The organism is Candidatus Allofournierella excrementavium (assembly GCF_048526665.1).
In the GTDB taxonomy this organism is placed as follows: domain Bacteria; phylum Bacillota; class Clostridia; order Oscillospirales; family Ruminococcaceae; genus Allofournierella_A; species Allofournierella_A excrementavium.
The window spans coordinates 97,674-113,932 of the sequence record NZ_DBGFPE010000047.1 but is presented as its reverse complement, the minus strand read 5'-3'; the positions used below and the strand labels follow the sequence as shown (position 1 = coordinate 113,932).

Sequence of the window (16,259 nt, the reverse complement as noted above, 5' to 3'; positions counted from 1 at the left end):
GAGTGTCAAAGTTTAGGCGGGGTGCAGGGTGCCCTTTTCAAAGGGCGGCCCTGCTGGGGGAGCCGTCCGCAGACGGCGGGGGCAAAGCCCCCACTCCACCCCGTAGGGCGCAAATGCGCTTTTGATGGCCGCAAGGCCGTCAAAAGTGCTTTTGCGTTACTTTCGCAGAAAGTAACAAAGGCCGCCGCTGGCGCGGCGAAAGGAGTGTTGATTTGAAAAGGACGATTAGTGCGATGGTGGGGCAGGGTTCGGTGAACCACAACAGCAGGGCGTTTAACGCCAAGAACACCGACCCGGAACGCTCCCATTTGAATATAACCTACTGCCACGAAAATATCAAGACGGTTTTCCACGAGCTTTTCGATGAGGCCCTCAAGCGGTACAATGATAAACAGACCAGGGCAGACCGCAAGATTGAGGACTACTATGAAAAGATACGTTCCAGCAAGCAGGAAAAGCCGTTCCATGAAATCATCCTGCAAGTGGGCAACAAGGACGACATGAGCGCAGAGAGTGAGGACGGCCAGCTTGCGGCGGCGGTGCTGGACGAGTACATGAGAGGTTTCCAGGAGCGCAACCCCCAGCTTCGGGTGTTCTCCGCTCACCTCCACATGGACGAGGCTACGCCCCATCTGCACATCGACTTTGTGCCGTTCACCACCGGGAGCAAGCGGGGCCTGGACACAAGGGTATCTCTCAAACAGGCGTTAGCGGCTCAGGGCTTTAAGGGCGGCACCAGGGGCGACACGGAGTGGAGCCAGTGGGTACGCTCTGAAAAGGAGCAGCTTGCCGCCGTGATGGAGCGCCACGGGATAGAGTGGGAGGACAAGGGCACCCACGATAAACACCTGTCTGTGCTGGACTTCAAAAAGGAGCAGAGGGCAAAAGAGATTGCCGAGCTGGAGGCGGTCAAGGCCAAGAAGCAGGGACAGGTGGAACAGCAGGAGCGGCGTCTAAAGGAGTTGGCCCCGGCTGTGAGGAACATGGAGCAGTTGGCGGCGCAGTTCTCCGACGACCCGGAGCGGATATTACCGGAGCCGGGGCCGCTGGAGAGCGCCAAGTCCTACCGGGAGAAAAAGTCCAAGCCTTTGCTTGCCAAGATCGTCAAAGTGCTGCGCTCCCTGTACCGGGCCTATGTCGAGTTGAAAGGAAAATATGAGCGTTTGCAAGGGGACTATGGACGGGCCAGGGAGGGCAACGAGCGGCTGTCTGACCGCTTAATGGAAGTAAAACTGGAGAACAAAGCCCTGCGGGGGAAAGTCGCCGACTTTGAGCGGGTCAAGCGGGCTTTCGGCCCGGAGGAAGTAGAAAGGGCCGTGGAGGACGCTAAACGGCGGGAGGTGGCAGAAAAAGAGCAGAGGAAAGCAAAACGGAAATTTAGCCGGGGAGCAAGGTAAATCGGAAAATATTTTTGTAAGGCTATTGACAAAACAAATTCTTGTGCATATACTAAACATATCAATAATTTTTGATTTGAGGTGGTCACATGGGAACGCACCAGGAAAACGCAAAAGTATTCAAAGCCCTATGCGACCCAAAACGTCTTGCCATTCTGGAACAACTGCGAAGCGGTGAAAAATGCGCCTGTGTTTTGCAGGAACCAATGGACTTGACGCAATCTGGCCTGTCCTATCACATGAAAGTCTTATGTGATTCTGGACTTGTTGTAAGCCGTCAGGAGGGCAAATGGACGCATTACCGTTTGAGTGAGACTGGCAGGGACAAGGCTGTGAAGTTGCTACTGGCCATTACTACACCAGATGTAGTCCAGTAGGGCAGATGTTTTTTATGTGATAGATAAACGCCATCATAGTGAGGTGGCGTTTATCTTAAACACATAACATCAAAAATTTTTGATATGTTGTCCAACAATTTGAAAGTGAGGTTTTTTTATGGGCGTATGGCAGTTTATCCAAGACCAAGTTTTAGGCATGAAATGGCTGAATGAGCTGATTGGCAAGGGCCTTTCCCTACTGAGCCTGGACATAGGAGAACGTGTAGGGGGCAGTATTCAATTTTTCCTCTATGACACGCTGAAAATCACAGTTCTGCTGTGCTTCTTGATTTTCGTGATTTCCTACATCCAAAGTTATTTCCCGCCGGAGCGCAGTAAGCGGATATTGGGGCGGTTCCATGGCATTGGGGCAAACATCATCTCTGCGTTGCTGGGTACGGTGACGCCCTTTTGCTCTTGCTCGTCCATCCCGCTGTTTATCGGCTTTACCAGCGCCGGGCTACCGCTGGGGGTTACATTCTCGTTCCTGATTTCCTCTCCAATGGTAGACCTGGGCAGCCTTATCCTCCTAATAAGCATTTTCGGTGCTAAAGTTGCAATTATCTATGTGGTAGTCGGCTTGTTGATCGCTGTGGTAGGCGGCACCCTGATTGAGAAGCTTCACATGGAGCCTTATGTAGAGAAATTTATCCGCAATGCTGGCGGCGTGGACATTGAATCCCCAACACTGACCAAACGGGAACGAGTTCAGTTTGCCAAAGAACAGGTCGTTTCCACATTCAAGAAAGTATTCCCTTATATCCTGGTCGGCGTGGGTATTGGTGCATTCATTCACAACTGGATTCCAGAAAGCTGGATTGAAGCGGTGTTAGGCGGAAACAATCCGTTTGGGGTTGTCCTTGCCACGCTGGTGGGTGTACCCATGTATGCGGATATTTTCGGCACAATCCCGGTGGCGGAGGCCCTGCTCTATAAGGGCGCACAGCTTGGCACAATTCTGTCTTTTATGATGGCTGTCACAACACTGAGTCTGCCGTCCTTGATTATGCTCCGCAAGGCCGTGAAGCCGAAGCTGCTGGCACTGTTCATTAGCGTCTGCACCATTGGCATTATCATTGTCGGTTATCTGTTCAATGCGTTCCAATTTTTGCTGATATGAATTTTATAGGAGGAATCAATTATGGGACTGTTCAGTAAGAAGAAAGAAGAAACAAAATCCTGCTGCTGTGGCGGTAACTGCACCCCGGAAACAATGGCACAGGCAGAGGCGGCAAAAGCCGCTGTCGGGGTTAAGGTACTGGGAACCGGGTGCGCCAAATGCAACGCCCTGGAAAATGCTGTTCGTGCCGCTCTCACAGAGCTGGGGATGGATACTACGATTGACCATGTGACGGACTTCACGCAGATCGCCGCCTACGGGGTCATGACCACGCCGGCGCTGGTGGTGGATGGAAAAGTGGTGTCCTATGGCAAGGTATTAAAGAAAGAAGAAGCGAAAGAGCTAATCCAGAAAGTAAGAGGGTAAAAAGTAAATCTGTGGCGGGGGAATGTGGTTGCATTTCCCCGCTTTTTGTGGTATAGTTACACTCGTAAACCAGCAGAACAAATAGTAAGCCCATCCCTCCCGTTATCATGGCTGATAACAATTTGATAACAGCCCATCGTATAGGCTGGATAATATGGATATATCAAATAATCAAAAGAATAGGGTATCATATTTCTAAAGCAAAATCCGTTAGAATAGGATACCCAGCAACGAGGGGGAATGATTTCAGAATTCTGAAAAAGCCTGGTTTTACTATTTTTTGAGGGATCAAGGCCCGACCTGGCAACGCTTTGGCAGCATTTTGTCATAGCTTGCGGTAAATGAAAAAGCAGTTACAGGTCATCAAAGTATAAAACGTGCAGAGGGGACGCTTTTAGCAGCAAGCGGCTGCAAGCGTCCCCTCTCTTTTTATTTTTTCCAATGTTTCAACTGAGAAAGGTACAAATTAAACTGTCTGCGCCTTTCCCTATTTTGCAAACCGTCAGGGTTTGGCATATGTTCAACAAGATAATCCAGCAGCGCTTCTTTTGTCTGATACGCAAATCGACCGTCTGAATAGCACCACTTGCAATAATCCTCGTTCCATTCTCCATTTGGCTCTTTGCTCATCACAGAATCTTCAAGCGGCATTCCGCAGCATTGACAGACCAGTTTTCTCGGAGAACCCAGCAGGGTATTGATCGACACCGCAAACAAGCTTGACAACAATTTTAGGGTCTCCGTGCCGGGAAGGGTTTCACCGTTTTCCCAGCGGGAAACAGCTTGCCTGGTAACAAACACTTTTTCCGCCAGTTCATTTTGGGACAGTCCGCGTTTCATCCTTAACTCATAAATAACGTTTTTTGTTTCCATGCTCATCGCCTCCTGTTACAGACAGTATATCATCTCGAACGCCGCTGATAAAGCAACTGGCTGTTGCTGGCACCGGCAGGCCGGGGAAATCGTGCGGACCGAACTGCGCCGCCCGATGATGCTGCTGGTGCGGGCGCAGAAAAACTGACCGAAACACAAACGAGCCATCCCGGTTTTGGGATGGCTCGCTTTTTTGTTCTCAGTGCAGGGGCACGACCTCGCCCGAAACGGAGAGCGGCGTGAGCACGCCGTTTTCGATGATGTAGGACTCGCCGCAAATTTCTTCCCGGCCGGAGACAGTGTCCAGATAGATGTAGCTGCCGTCTATGATGGCATAGAACCTTCTGCCCATGCTGTCCGGGTAGGTGATGTCCTCCATCAGGCGCAGGCCGTCCACGATGTCGGTCTTCAAAATCTGATAGTGAGGGATGAGGATGGTCTTGGTCAGGCCCAGGCCGTTGTAGTACTTGGGATAATCGGGGTCCAGGGCCTCCCCTTTCAGCTCCGGCGGCGCATAGACCACCTCGGAGCAGTTCATGGACCCGGCGCTGACGCCCAAAATCACGCCGTCGAAGCCTTCCAGTGCATCCCGAAGATTGATTTGCTGGAAAAAGCGGTTCTGGGTGGGCACGTGGCCGCCGGCGAAAAACAGCAGGTCCGCCTTCTGCACCAGTGCCTTTGTGTCGTCCTGATTGCGGCGGTCCAGCACGGTGAAGCCGCTGAACGCAAAGCCCGCCGCCTCAAAGCTGGCCTTGGCCTGTTTTGCAAAGCGATCGGTGAGGGAGGGGCTGTTGGGCGCGGAGCAGACATAGACCGTCTCGCAGGGGTTGGGCAGGACCGCCCGCAGCCGCTCCACCAGACCGTTTTCGGGGTTCAGCTCGTTGGAGTTGGCCTTGTTGAAGTTGCCGGTGAGAAAGCATTTCATTCCGTTTTACCTCCCGGAAGGTATTTTATCTTTCCTTTTTATCGGCACGATGATTCCTTGCGCCGCGCGCCTTTGCGCGGTACACTGAAAGTGCGAAGCCGCTTTTTGAGAGAAAGGAGCCCGTTCATGGCTGCCGGTGTGTTCCGCTGTGGGCCCGCCGCCGGGGCACGGCCAAAAAAAGCCCCGGCCCCCGCGGGGCCGCGCCGGCTTTTGCACCGGCAGTATCGTGCCGGTTGACATGTCTCTATGATGCCGGCGCCCGCCTTTTCCGCTGCCGCTCTCCCCCCTCCTCCCGGTCCGCCCTGTACACACGCTGGACCATCGGGAGGGTCGTTATGGAAGTGAATCTGCGCAAGCTTTATCCCACGCTTTATTCCGCGGACGTGTTCGTGGAGGTATCCGACGAAGTGTTCGAGGCCATCCGGGCCTTCGAGCGGGCCGAGGCGGCCTGGCAGCGGCGGAAGTACCGCTATCGGGCCCAGTATTCCCTGGACTATGGGAACGGCATCGAAAACGACCTGCTTCTCTGGCCCGAGACGCCGGAAGAGGCCTTTGAGGCAAAGATGATGCGACGGGAGATTTTTGAGGCGCTGCACGCGCTGCCCGCCGCGCAGAAGCTGCGGGTCTACGCCCGGTATTTCCTGGAGGAAAAGCCCCGGCAGATCGCCCGTCGGGAGGGTGTGCATCCCAGCCGGGTCTACACAAGCCTGCAAAGCGGCCTGCGCACCCTGCGCAGAAAGCTGGCCCATCTGGCACGCCGCCCGCCTGTCAGTTCTACCCTACCATAACCGCGCCGCGGAAGCAATGCCTTTCGCCGGCGGCGGGATGGTATTTTCTTGCATCCGGCAAAAAAAGGAGCCGATGGGGGGCTTCCCATCGGCTCCTTTGTGTCATTCCATGCCGTACTCGTTCAGCACCAGAGCCAGCGCTTCGGGCGAGCCCGCCGCCAGCACGGTGCCGGGCTCGTTCAGAGGCAGCGGCGCGCCGTTCAGCGAGGCGATGGCTCCCCCCGCCTCCTGCAGAATGATGCGGGCGGCGTTGTGGTCCCAGGGGCAGGAGCGGGTGGCAACGCACAGGTCCGCCTCGCCGCAGGCGACGGCGCACAGTTCCAGCGCCACCGAGCCGATGCTGCGCACGGCGCGCACATCCTGCGCCAGCCGCAGCAGGTCCTGCCTGCCGGGGCCGGGCTGCAAAAAGGTGCGCAGCACGTCGGGGGTGAAGAGCAGCAGCTCCGAAATATTTTTCCGCCGTGAGGCCGCCAGCGGCGTTTTGCCGCACCATGCGCCCTGACCGGCGCGGGCATGGTAGAGCCGGTCCGCCTCCACGTCCAGCACAAGGCCGAACAGCGGTTCGTCCCCCTGCCAGCACCCCACCGACACCGCGTAGTTGCGGTGCTGGTTGATGAAGTTGGTGGTGCCGTCGATGGGGTCGATGTACCACACGGCTTCGGGCGCGGCGGTGCTCACTGTGGGGTATTCCTCGCCCACGATGGCGTCGGAGGGGAACTCGCTCAGGATGCCCTGGCGCAGAAACTGCTCCGTCCTGCGGTCCCAGACGGTGACCAGGTCCTGATGGCCGGTCTTGCAGCTCACCGCGTCCGCCTCCAGCCGGGCCTGCCGCAGCGCGGCGCCGGCCTTGCGCACCAGCGCCTCGGCCAGTTCAAACCGTTCCATATCTCACCGCCTTTTTCCAGTTTGCTTTTATATCATCAGACCACAGAGCCGGGCGGTTTGTCAAGCCCGGCTTCACCAGATCACCTGGAAACGGGCGTTTTCCAGAGGGCCAACCGGGCTGTGGTCCCGGATGTAGCGGGCCACCATGTCCGGCAGCTCCACGCTGCCCCGCCAGAGCACCGGGCAGTCCCGCAGCACTTCGTAGCCGCCGGTGCCGGTGGCACGATAGTTGCTGGTGCAAAGGCGCAGCGGCCCCGGCCCCAGCGGCGAGCCGTCCAGCCGGGCAAGGCGCACCACCCGCTGGCCCACCGGGCGGCGCAGGTCGAAGGCATAGTCCAGCCCGGCAAAGAAATCATAGTTATAGTGCTCCACCTTGGGCTGCAGGAACGCGGCGGACACCTTGGGCTTACCGTTTTCCAGCTCAAAATAGGCGGCGCACCGCTCCAGGCAGCGGCGGATGACCTCCTCGGTGACCTCCAGCGTTACCAGCGTGTTGGCAAAAAGGTAGGCCGCGGTCACGCCCCGCATGGTCACCGGCGAGGCAAGGCCCACCGGGTCGTTGCCCAGGCTGGTGCAGGAAACATCCGCGCCGGTGGCGTCCAGCTGCACCTGATTGAAGAGGGCGGCCACCCGGCTGCCGTGCAAAGCGGCGTCCAGCTTTTCTTCCGGCAGGATGGGGCTTTGCAGCGCGCCGATGGGCTCGTCCAGCCAGTTCTGTACCGCCTTTTCCAGCGTCAGCAGCGCCTCGCAGGGCTGGGCGGAATGGGTCTCGCCCGCCGGGATAAAGCGGGAGGCAAATCGGGTGTGCTCCCCTTCCCTGCGTCCTTCCACCAGCAGGCAGACCCCCGCGTTGGCGGGCGGCTGCACCGCCCAGGTGTTCGCCAGCCGCACCCCTTCCACCGCCATGTGCTGGTGGCCGGTGAGCAGCAGGTCGAAGCCCAGTTCCCGGGCGATGCGGCAGGCCACGTTCTCGCCGCTGTCGGAAAGCAGACGGCCGGTGGCCAGCTCTTCCTCGAAGCCGCCGTGGTAGATGCACACGCACACGTCGCACTCCGGGCGCAGCGCCTCCCGGGCGGCGCGGGCCGCCTCAAAGGCGTCGGTGATGCGCAGCTGCTCCAGGTTCTGGGGCTGCTCCCACACGTTCACATAGTCGGTGACGATGCCGGTGACGCCCACCCGCAGGCCGCTGGCCAGGGTGCGCACCGCCCAGGGCTTGAGGGGCAGACGGCCCCCCAGGTCCTGCACGTTGGCGCACAGGCACTGGCCGCGCATGGCGCCGAGGAACTCTTCCAGCGCCTCGTAGCCGAAGTTGAAGTCGTGGTTGCCCAGGGTGAAATAGTCCAGCCCCATGGCGTTGAAGGCCGCCGCCACCGGGTGGAGGGGCCAGTGGGCCCGGTGCTCCAGATAGTACTGCACCAGCGGGGTGCCCTGCAGCGAGTCGCCGCCGTCCAGCACCAGGGTGTCGCCGTCTTTTTCAATTTGCGCGGCCATATTCAGCAGGCCGGAGGCCTCGGGGCGGTTCGCGGCGTAGTTCACCGGGAAGATATGGCCGTGGGTGTCGGAGGTGAAGTAGATTTTGAAACGCTGTTCCATCTTTACCCCCTGGCCAGCTTGACGCGAATTTTGGTGGAGATCCACTCCACGATGAGCACCAGCACGATGAGGCCGGCCAGAATGGCACCGGCTTCCTCCCACCGGTAGGCGTTCATGGCGAAGATGAGCGGAGCGCCGATGCCGCCCGCGCCCACCAGGCCCAGCACGGTGGCGTCACGCAGGTTGATGTCGAAGCGGTAGATGGCGGTGGAGGCGAAGTTGGGCATCAGCTGGGGCAGGATGCCGTAGCGGATCTTCTGCCAGGTGGTGCAGCCCGCCGCGTCCAGCGATTCCAGCACACGCACGTCCAGGTCCTCGATGGCTTCGATGTACATCTTGCTCACCATGCCCACCGAGCACAGAGACATGGTGAGCAGGCCGGCGAAGGCGCCGGGGCCGGTGACGCGGATGAACATCAGGCCGTAGACGAAGGCGGGCACGGTGCGCACCGCCATGATGATGACCCGGCCCACAAAGGCCACCGGGCGCGGGGTGAGGTTGGAGGCCGACAGGAACGCCAGCGGGATGGAGATGATGGCGCCCACCACCGTGCCCAGAAAGGCGATGCAGATGGTCTCCAGCAGCAGGTAGGGCACGCCCTGGGTGGTGAGGTTGAAGAGCAGCCCGGTGTCCGGGTGGAAGATGCCGGAGAGGATGTTCAGGGCGATTTTCGCGCCGCTCTGGGTGGTGCCGGCGGTCTCCACGGCGGTGCCGCTCCAGACCAGCAGGGCCACCACCACCAGGGCGACGGCGGCCTCAAACAGCCAGCGCCGGGGGCGCTGCGCATAGGCTTCTTCGATTCGTTTTTCCATATGTGCGCGCCTCCTCTCACACCAGCCGCTTGCGGGCGGCGCGGCTGATGGTCTCAATGATGAACACGGTGACGAACAGCGCCAGCAGGATCATGCCCACACTGTCGTACTCGCGCCAGCCGATCTTCTCGTTGAGGATGAGGCCCAGGCCGCCGGCGCCCACGTAGCCCAGGATGGAGGCGTAGCGCACGTTGCCCTCGAAGCAGAACAGGCAGTTGGAGAGATAGGAGGGCAGCACCTGCGGCACGATGGCGCTGAGGAAGGCGCGGGTCTTGGTGGCGCCCATGGCCTCCATGGCCTCGAAGGGGCCCATGTCCACCGTCTCAATTTCCTCATAGAGAATTTTGCCGATGTAGGCGAAGGTGAAGACGGCAATAGCGGTGGTGCCCGCCAGGGTGCCCAGACCGAAGACGTAGGTGGCGATGAGGGCGCTCACCAGGGTGGGCAGGGTGCGGATGATGCTGAGCAGCAGGCGCATGGCCGCCACCACCGCCCGGTTGTGGATGATGTTGGTGGAGGCCAGCATGGCAAAGGGCACCACCAGCACAGAGCCGATGAAGGAGCCCAGCAGCGACATCTTGATGGTGTCGAACAGGGGGCCCCAGATCTGGGACATATACTCCCACTTGGGCGGTATCATCTGGCCCAGGATGACGAAGAACTCGCCGATGCGGCGCACCAGAACGCCCAGGTCAAAGCCGGTGACCTCCACCGACACCGCCGCCATGACCAGCAGCACCACCGCATAGAGCGGAGCCCGGGAACGGGGCTTTTTGATCTGCTTGCCGTTGGCCAGCGTGATGGTGCGGGGCGGGAACACCTTGTCAAACAGGTTCATTCCGCTTCCTCCTGTCCTCCCTGATAGATGGCGTCCAGCACGGCCTGGTCCACCTTGTCGGCGGGACCGTCGTAGACGATGGCGCCCTCGCGGATGCCGATCACACGGGTGGCGTACTGCAGCGCCAGCTCCACATGGTGGATGTTGATGAGCACGGTGATCTTCATGTCCCGGTTGATGCGCTGGAAGTCGTCCATCACCTGCTTGGCGGTGACCGGGTCAAGGGAGGCCACCGGCTCGTCCGCCAGGATGATCTGGGGGTTCTGAGCCAGGGTGCGGGCCAGGGCCACGCGCTGCTGCTGGCCGCCGGAGAGCTGGTCCGCCCGGACGAAGGCCTTTTCCAGGATGCCCACCTTGTCCAGCGCTTCCAGCGCCTGCATCTTCTCCTCCTTGGTGAAGATGCCGAAGGCCGCCCGCCACCAGGGCAGGTCGGGCACGAAGGCGGTGAGCACGTTCTTGATGACGGTGGTGCGGGTGATGAGGTTGAAGGACTGGAAGATCATGCCGATCTTCCGCCGGAAGCGTCGCAGGCTCTTGCCGTGCAGAGCCATCACGTCGGTGCCGTCCACGGTGAGGGTGCCGCCGGTGATGTCGTGCATGCGGTTGATGGTGCGGATGAGGGTGGACTTGCCCGCGCCGGACAGACCGATGATGGCCACGAACTCACCCTGGTCGATGGTCAGATTGATGTGCTTCAAAGCCTCGAAGCCGTTGGGGTAGCGCTTGTTTACGTCTTTGAATTCGATCATGTTTTCCTCTCCATTCCAAATGAGGGAGGAAAGCCCCAGGGCTTGCCTCCCTCATCCAGAAAACTATGTTTTTTCAGATCAGCCCGCGCTGTTGAGGGACTGGATCATCTCCTGGGCAGCCCGCTCGGAGTCGTAGTCGGAAGACTGGGCAGGCTGATAGCCGTTGTGGCTGTAGATGGCGATGACCTCTTTGCCTTCCTCGGTGTTGCCGATGTTGATGAAGGCCTCGGACAGGGCGGCCTTGAAGGCGTCGTCCATGATGGGAGAGGTCTTGCTGACGCTGATGGTGTCGTTGTAGATGGCGGGGGTCACGCCGATGACGGCGGTGTCGTCCCAGATGCTGTTGGTCATGCCGTACTCGCCGGTCCACTCGTCCTCATAGTCGCGGCGGGCGTCGGCGTAGGTGCACAGCACGTCCACCTGGCCGGAAGCCAGACGGGCGAAGGCGCTGCCGTAGGAGTCAGACTGCACGGCGTGGGGCAGCTCGGTGATGTTCTTGTCGAAGTTTTCCTGCAGCCACAGGGAGGGGTAGATGTAGCCGGCGGGAGAGGAGGAGTTGGCAACGCTCCAGTTCACACCGCTCACGTCTTCCCAGGTCAGAGCCTCGCCGGCGTTGACCTTTTCGGCCAGAGCCTTGCCCTTCTCAGAGGGGCCGGCGATCATCAGGGCACGGTAGCTGGTGACCTGCTCGGTGGTGGGCTCGGTGGGGGCGTTGTCGTTCCAGTCCTTGGCGTTGTCGGAGTCGATGGACAGGCCGTCGCGGGTGGCGGTGAGCAGCACGTCGCAGCCGTCGTCGTACAGCACGTAGGTGCCGCCGGGGATCAGGCCCACGTCGGCGGTGCCGGCGGACAGGGCTTCGCCCACAGCCTCGTAGCTGGTGCCGACGGTGATGTCCACTTCGCCCACGTCGTAGCCCAGCTTGGCCAGCTCATCGGTGAGCAGCTGCTTCAGGGGCTCGGTGGCGGTGATGATCTCGTCCGGCTCACGGGAGGGCACGAACGCGATGCGCAGGGTGTCGATGGTCTTGTTGGCCTCGGCGGCGCCGCTGGCGCCGGTGCCGGTGCTGGCGCCGGTGCTCGCGGTGCTGGAGGGAGCGGTCTGGCCGCAGCCGGCCAGCAGCCCGACGCTCAGAGCGCCTGCCAGCAGGAGAGAAAGAGCTTTTTTCATGTCGAATGCCTCCTAATTGTCTGCTTTGTGTTTTCTTCGACTTTTTTATATTGCAAAGAGGGGGTTCCCTCTCACAATCCTCACGTGGTGTCGCCGATCTTCAGGCGGGTGGGAACCATCACCGTGACCGCCTGGCTGCGCTTGCCGCTGATGCGCCCGAAAAGCAGTTCCAGGGCGTTCTCCCACACATAGTCGGGGTACATCTCCAGGCAGGTGCCGGTGGGCCATTTGCTCTCCAGGGTCTGCAGGTCCTGGTAGATGATGACCGCCACGTCCTTGGGGATGCGCACGCCCATCTCCCGGAAGGCGTCCATCGCGCCCTCGGCCACCTCGTCGCTGCCCAGCAGCATCGCCTCGGCCAGGGTGTGCTCTTTGATGGCCTTGCAGGCCAGTTCATAGCCGCTCTCGCGGCTTATCTCGCCGATGTGGAAGAGCCGTTCATCATAAAGGCCGCGCTTTTCCAGCAGGCGGCGCAGCGCCTGGGCGCGGGTCGCGCCGATGCGCCCGCCGGGGCCGTCGTAGATGCCGCCGATGTAGCCGATGCCGGTGTACTGCTTGCGGTCCAGCAGGTAGGAGACCATCTGTTCATAGCCCCGCTCAAAGTCCACCTGCACCTGGTCGAACTCATAGCTCTGCTGGCCGGAGTTCACGAACACGATGGCGAAGGAGAGCGAGCGGAGAAAATCCACCTCCGCCTCGGTGAACACGCCCAGGGCGATGACCCCGTCCACCTTCTGGGGCTGGCCGAAGGCGAGGCGCACAAAGCTCACCTCGTACTGGTCGGTCATCATCTGCACAAGGCAGGTCAGGCTGGAGAGGCGGACGTTGTGCCGGTCCGGGCGCAGGATGCGCCAGTCCGCCACGCCGATGGTCAGGTGGGTCTTGACCTCCGCCGCCTTGCGCTGCCGGGGCGAGACATACCCCAGGGCGTGGGCCGCCTGGAAGATGCGGGTGCGCACCTCGGGGCTGACGGAGATGTTCTCGTCCTTGTTCAGCACGCGGGACACCGCAGCCGCGGACACCTGCGCCGCCTGCGCCACATCCTTGATGGTGGCCATCGTCAGCCCCCCCTTTCGCCTTGTCTTTCTGTCTTCATTATACCGGGCAGGCGACACAAGTCAATGATTTTTACTAAAATTTTACTAAAAATTACCGGCTTTTCCGGGCAGAAATAAAAAAGCCGTCAGGGGTTGACAAATCCTCCCCGGGGTGGTATCGTGAACGTGTTCGGTAGGTAAGGCTACTGCAGGGATATGGGCTGTTGCCGCAAAACAGTGGAGACACTGTGCGCAGGTTTGAACAGGATGCGTCGAATGCAAGGCGCATCATAACACAGCTTCACCGCCCTGCAAAGTCAAAGCTCACACGGATGCGATCTGTTTTCACCGCTCCCGTATGTCCTGCCGGACATACGGGAGTTTTCTTTTCCCGGGAAAGGAGGCGGGCGCGCCATGGAACAAGGCCAATGTCACAGTAGACGCAATTTGCGGTGGTCTCAGGGCCGCTGCGGGCGCGCACGCCCGTAGCGCTGGTTTTCTGCGCCCTTTTTCCTGGAGCCGCCGCCTTTTCGGGGAGAGCTTTTCTCCCGAAGGCGGTATTTTTTTGCCCTTCGAGGGGCGGGCCGGGGACCACCGTTGCACAACAGCAAAGGGAGGTACGAAGCCATGAAAACTCTGTTCAACATGACCAAGGGGGCCGCTCTGCGCCCCGAAAACGAAAAGAACGAAGCCCTGCGCCGCCGGCTGCAGGAGGCCGCGGGCATGGAGGCGGACGTTCTGCTGGAGAGCCTGGGCACCACGGCGGGCGGGCTGGAGGAGGATGCGGTGCGCCTTTCCCGCGAGGAGCACGGCGCGAACGTTCTGCCCCACCGCAGGAAGGAGCCGCTGGCGCGGCGGCTGTTCGGCGCTTTCATCAACCCCTTCACGGTGGTGCTGCTGGCGCTGGCGGTCATCTCGGTGTTCACCGAGATCATCTTTGCCGCGCCCGGCGACGAGAGCTACGCCACGGTGCTCATCATCACCGCGATGGTGCTCATCTCGGGGGCGCTGCGCTTTGTGCAGGAGACCCGCAGCGGCAACGTGGCGGCGCGGCTGGGCAGCATGCTGCACACCACCGCCTGCGTGGAGCGGGCCTGCCGCCGGGAGGAGGTGCCGCTGGAAGACATCGTGGCGGGCGACGTGGTGCATCTTTGCGCCGGAGACATGATCCCCGCCGACGTGCGCATCCTGGCGGCGAAGGACCTGTTCGTCAGCCAGTCCGCCCTCACCGGCGAGAGCGAGCCGGTGGAAAAGTGCGGCGGCCCCGCGGCGGCGGGCGGCGCCCTCACCGACGCGCCGAACTTGGCTTTTCTTGGCAGCAACGTCATCAGCGGCTCGGCCACGGCGGTGGTGCTGGCGGTGGGCGGCGACACCATGCTGGGCGCGCTGGCCCGGCAGGTGGACGAAAAGCCGCCCAAGACCACCTTTGAAAAGGGCGTGAGCGCCGTTTCCTGGGTGCTCATCCGCTTCATGCTGGTGATGGTGCCGGTGGTGCTGTTCGTCAACGGGTTCACCAAGGGCGACTGGATGCAGGCGCTGCTGTTCGCCATCTCGGTGGCGGTGGGCCTGACCCCCGAGATGCTGCCCATGATCGTGACCACCTCGCTGGCCAAGGGGGCCATGGCCATGAGCCGCCGCAAGGTCATCGTGAAGAATCTCAACGTCATCCAGGATCTGGGCGGGATGGACATCCTCTGCACCGACAAGACCGGCACCCTCACCCGGGACGAGGTGGTGCTGGAATATCACCTGAACATGGACGGCGAAGAGGACGACCGGGTGCTGCGCCACGCCTTTTTGAACAGCTGGTTCCAGACCGGGCTGAAAAACCTCATCGACGCGGCGGTCATCCGCCGCCAGCAGGAGCTGGGGGCCGGCGACCTGACCCGCCGCTACGAGAAGGTGGACGAGATCCCCTTTGATTTTGAGCGCCGCCGGATGAGCGTGGTGGTGCGGGACGAAGGGGGCAAGACCCAGCTGGTGACCAAGGGCGCGGTGGAGGAGATGCTGGCCTGCTGCGCCTTTGCCGAGAGCGGCGGGCAGGTGCTGGCCCTCACCGACGAGGTGCGCCGCCGGGTGCTGGCCAAGGCGTCGGAGCTGAACGAAAAGGGCATGCGGGTCATCGCGGTGGCCCACAAGACCGGCCCCGCCCCGGTGGGCAGCTTTTCCACCGCGGACGAATCGGACATGGTGCTCATCGGTTTCCTTGCCTTCCTTGACCCGCCCAAGGAGACCGCCCGCAGCGCCATCGCCGCGCTGAACGGCCACGGCGTGGCGGTGAAGGTGCTCACCGGCGACAACGAAAAGGTGGCCCGGGCCATCTGCCGGCAGGTGGGGCTGGATGTGAAGCACGTTCTGCTGGGCGAGGACCTGGAGGGCATGGACGATGAGACCCTGACCCGCCGGGCCGAAAAGACGGCGGTGTTCGCAAAGCTCTCCCCCGCCCAGAAGGCGCGGGTGGTGCGCCTGCTGCGCCAGGCGGGCCACTGCGTGGGCTACATGGGCGACGGCATCAACGACGCGGCCGCCATGAAGGCCGCCGACGTGGGCGTTTCGGTGGACAGCGCCGTGGACATCGCCCGGGAGACCGCCTCGGTGGTGCTGCTGGAAAAGGACCTGATGGTGCTGGAGCAGGGCGTGCTGGAGGGCCGCCGGACCTACGCCAACATGATAAAGTACATCAAGATGACCGCTTCCTCCAACTTCGGCAACATGTTCTCGGTGCTGGCGGCCAGCGCGTTTTTGCCCTTTCTGCCCATGGAGTCCATCCATCTGCTGCTTTTGAACCTCATCTACGACGTGTCCTGCACCGCCATGTCCTGGGACAACGTGGACCCGGAGTTCCTCAAAGCGCCCCGCCGCTGGAGCGCCGACGGCATCAGCCGGTTCATGCTGTGGCTGGGGCCCACCAGCTCGGTGTTCGACATCGCCACCTACCTGCTTCTCTATTTTGTCATCTGCCCGCAGTTCACCGGCGGCGTGCTGTTCAGCCGGCTGACCGACCCTGCCGCCCGGGTGCTGTACATCTCGGTGTTCCAGACCGGCTGGTTCGTGGAATCCATGTGGACCCAGACGCTGGTCATCCACATGCTGCGCACCCCGAAGCTGCCCTTCGTGCAGAGCCGCGCCTCCGTCCCGGTGACGCTGCTCACCTTCGCGGGCATCGCGCTGGTGACCCTGCTCCCCTTCACCCCGCTGGGGGCCGCCCTGGACCTGGCCGTTCTGCCCGCCGTTTACTTTGCTTTCCTGGCGGCGCTGGTGGCGGGCTACATGGCGCTGGTCACCGCCGCAAAGCGGCTGTATGTGCGCCGCTGGGGCGAGCTGCTGTGAAA

15 protein-coding genes and 1 riboswitch are annotated in these 16,259 nt (G+C 61.0%); of the genes, 6 read left to right on the top strand and 9 right to left on the bottom strand.

Annotated elements, in window-relative coordinates; translation table 11 throughout:
• Positions 1 to 233 precede the first annotated feature (233 nt).
• The 4 genes from ACMI1Q_RS11275 (at position 234) to ACMI1Q_RS11260 (ending at position 3,260) form a co-directional block, all read left to right on the top strand.
• Complete coding sequence (locus ACMI1Q_RS11275; RefSeq protein WP_087415927.1) at positions 234 to 1,397, top strand: plasmid recombination protein; 1,164 nt, start codon at positions 234 to 236, stop codon at positions 1,395 to 1,397.
• An 89-nt stretch (positions 1,398 to 1,486) separates the two neighbouring features.
• Positions 1,487 to 1,774, top strand: a complete 288-nt coding sequence (locus tag ACMI1Q_RS11270; protein WP_040646287.1) for an ArsR/SmtB family transcription factor — start codon at positions 1,487 to 1,489, stop codon at positions 1,772 to 1,774.
• A 118-nt stretch (positions 1,775 to 1,892) separates the two neighbouring features.
• On the top strand, positions 1,893 to 2,894 hold the full coding sequence (locus ACMI1Q_RS11265; RefSeq protein ID WP_087415926.1) for a permease: 1,002 nt from the start codon (positions 1,893 to 1,895) through the stop codon (positions 2,892 to 2,894).
• 21 nt (positions 2,895 to 2,915) lie between these two features.
• Positions 2,916 to 3,260 (top strand): thioredoxin family protein, encoded by a 345-nt coding sequence (locus tag ACMI1Q_RS11260; protein WP_087415925.1) that lies wholly within the window; start codon positions 2,916 to 2,918, stop codon positions 3,258 to 3,260.
• A gap of 429 nt (positions 3,261 to 3,689) precedes the next feature.
• Here ACMI1Q_RS11260 and ACMI1Q_RS11255 read toward each other — a convergent pair whose 3' ends face one another.
• Positions 3,690 to 4,133, bottom strand: coding sequence for a zinc ribbon domain-containing protein (locus ACMI1Q_RS11255; protein WP_417025814.1), 444 nt, complete (start codon positions 4,131 to 4,133; stop codon positions 3,690 to 3,692).
• A gap of 199 nt (positions 4,134 to 4,332) precedes the next feature.
• On the bottom strand, positions 4,333 to 5,058 hold the full coding sequence (locus tag ACMI1Q_RS11250) for a Type 1 glutamine amidotransferase-like domain-containing protein (protein WP_419503811.1): 726 nt from the start codon (positions 5,056 to 5,058) through the stop codon (positions 4,333 to 4,335).
• 335 nt (positions 5,059 to 5,393) lie between these two features.
• Here ACMI1Q_RS11250 and ACMI1Q_RS11245 point away from each other — a divergent pair, with 335 nt between their 5' ends.
• On the top strand, positions 5,394 to 5,846 hold the full coding sequence (locus ACMI1Q_RS11245) for a sigma-70 family RNA polymerase sigma factor (protein WP_419503810.1): 453 nt from the start codon (positions 5,394 to 5,396) through the stop codon (positions 5,844 to 5,846).
• A 102-nt stretch (positions 5,847 to 5,948) separates the two neighbouring features.
• Here the strand turns inward: ACMI1Q_RS11245 and ACMI1Q_RS11240 are convergent, their stop codons facing one another.
• The 7 genes from ACMI1Q_RS11240 to ACMI1Q_RS11210 form a co-directional block, all read right to left on the bottom strand.
• Positions 5,949 to 6,731, bottom strand: coding sequence for an inositol monophosphatase family protein (locus tag ACMI1Q_RS11240; protein ID WP_419503809.1), 783 nt, complete (start codon positions 6,729 to 6,731; stop codon positions 5,949 to 5,951).
• Between the two features lie 72 nt (positions 6,732 to 6,803).
• A complete protein-coding gene (locus ACMI1Q_RS11235; RefSeq protein WP_394981376.1) occupies positions 6,804 to 8,324 on the bottom strand; it encodes a bifunctional metallophosphatase/5'-nucleotidase in 1,521 nt (506 codons plus the stop codon).
• 2 nt (positions 8,325 to 8,326) lie between these two features.
• A complete protein-coding gene (phnE, locus tag ACMI1Q_RS11230; RefSeq protein ID WP_177522848.1) occupies positions 8,327 to 9,136 on the bottom strand; it encodes a phosphonate ABC transporter, permease protein PhnE in 810 nt (269 codons plus the stop codon).
• Between the two features lie 16 nt (positions 9,137 to 9,152).
• Positions 9,153 to 9,974 (bottom strand): phosphonate ABC transporter, permease protein PhnE, encoded by an 822-nt coding sequence (gene phnE, locus ACMI1Q_RS11225; RefSeq protein WP_330058717.1) that lies wholly within the window; start codon positions 9,972 to 9,974, stop codon positions 9,153 to 9,155.
• Complete coding sequence (gene phnC, locus ACMI1Q_RS11220) at positions 9,971 to 10,723, bottom strand: phosphonate ABC transporter ATP-binding protein (RefSeq protein ID WP_419068363.1); 753 nt, start codon at positions 10,721 to 10,723, stop codon at positions 9,971 to 9,973. The genes phnE (ACMI1Q_RS11225) and phnC overlap by 4 nt, the downstream gene beginning before the upstream one ends.
• A gap of 78 nt (positions 10,724 to 10,801) precedes the next feature.
• Positions 10,802 to 11,890 (bottom strand): phosphate/phosphite/phosphonate ABC transporter substrate-binding protein, encoded by a 1,089-nt coding sequence (locus ACMI1Q_RS11215; protein ID WP_419503808.1) that lies wholly within the window; start codon positions 11,888 to 11,890, stop codon positions 10,802 to 10,804.
• An 80-nt stretch (positions 11,891 to 11,970) separates the two neighbouring features.
• Positions 11,971 to 12,948 carry a substrate-binding domain-containing protein gene (locus tag ACMI1Q_RS11210; protein WP_419503807.1) on the bottom strand — a complete coding sequence of 326 codons (978 nt, stop codon included), beginning with the start codon at positions 12,946 to 12,948 and terminating at the stop codon, positions 11,971 to 11,973.
• Between the two features lie 161 nt (positions 12,949 to 13,109).
• Positions 13,110 to 13,271, top strand: a riboswitch (M-box (ykoK) riboswitch).
• A gap of 301 nt (positions 13,272 to 13,572) precedes the next feature.
• Between ACMI1Q_RS11210 and mgtA the strand changes: the two genes are divergently transcribed.
• Complete coding sequence (mgtA, locus tag ACMI1Q_RS11205) at positions 13,573 to 16,257, top strand: magnesium-translocating P-type ATPase (RefSeq protein WP_419503821.1); 2,685 nt, start codon at positions 13,573 to 13,575, stop codon at positions 16,255 to 16,257.
• Positions 16,258 to 16,259: the final 2 nt, after the last annotated feature.

Coding starts and splice junctions, on each gene's coding strand:
- ACMI1Q_RS11275 (WP_087415927.1), top strand. CDS start 234: ATGGTGGGGCAGGGTTCGGTGAACCACAACAGCAGGGCGTTTAACGCC.
- ACMI1Q_RS11270 (WP_040646287.1), top strand. CDS start 1,487: ATGGGAACGCACCAGGAAAACGCAAAAGTATTCAAAGCCCTATGCGAC.
- ACMI1Q_RS11265 (WP_087415926.1), top strand. CDS start 1,893: ATGGGCGTATGGCAGTTTATCCAAGACCAAGTTTTAGGCATGAAATGG.
- ACMI1Q_RS11260 (WP_087415925.1), top strand. CDS start 2,916: ATGGGACTGTTCAGTAAGAAGAAAGAAGAAACAAAATCCTGCTGCTGT.
- ACMI1Q_RS11255 (WP_417025814.1), bottom strand. CDS start 4,133: ATGGAAACAAAAAACGTTATTTATGAGTTAAGGATGAAACGCGGACTG.
- ACMI1Q_RS11250 (WP_419503811.1), bottom strand. CDS start 5,058: ATGAAATGCTTTCTCACCGGCAACTTCAACAAGGCCAACTCCAACGAG.
- ACMI1Q_RS11245 (WP_419503810.1), top strand. CDS start 5,394: ATGGAAGTGAATCTGCGCAAGCTTTATCCCACGCTTTATTCCGCGGAC.
- ACMI1Q_RS11240 (WP_419503809.1), bottom strand. CDS start 6,731: ATGGAACGGTTTGAACTGGCCGAGGCGCTGGTGCGCAAGGCCGGCGCC.
- ACMI1Q_RS11235 (WP_394981376.1), bottom strand. CDS start 8,324: ATGGAACAGCGTTTCAAAATCTACTTCACCTCCGACACCCACGGCCAT.
- phnE (WP_177522848.1), bottom strand. CDS start 9,136: ATGGAAAAACGAATCGAAGAAGCCTATGCGCAGCGCCCCCGGCGCTGG.
- phnE (WP_330058717.1), bottom strand. CDS start 9,974: ATGAACCTGTTTGACAAGGTGTTCCCGCCCCGCACCATCACGCTGGCC.
- phnC (WP_419068363.1), bottom strand. CDS start 10,723: ATGATCGAATTCAAAGACGTAAACAAGCGCTACCCCAACGGCTTCGAG.
- ACMI1Q_RS11215 (WP_419503808.1), bottom strand. CDS start 11,890: ATGAAAAAAGCTCTTTCTCTCCTGCTGGCAGGCGCTCTGAGCGTCGGG.
- ACMI1Q_RS11210 (WP_419503807.1), bottom strand. CDS start 12,948: ATGGCCACCATCAAGGATGTGGCGCAGGCGGCGCAGGTGTCCGCGGCT.
- mgtA (WP_419503821.1), top strand. CDS start 13,573: ATGACCAAGGGGGCCGCTCTGCGCCCCGAAAACGAAAAGAACGAAGCC.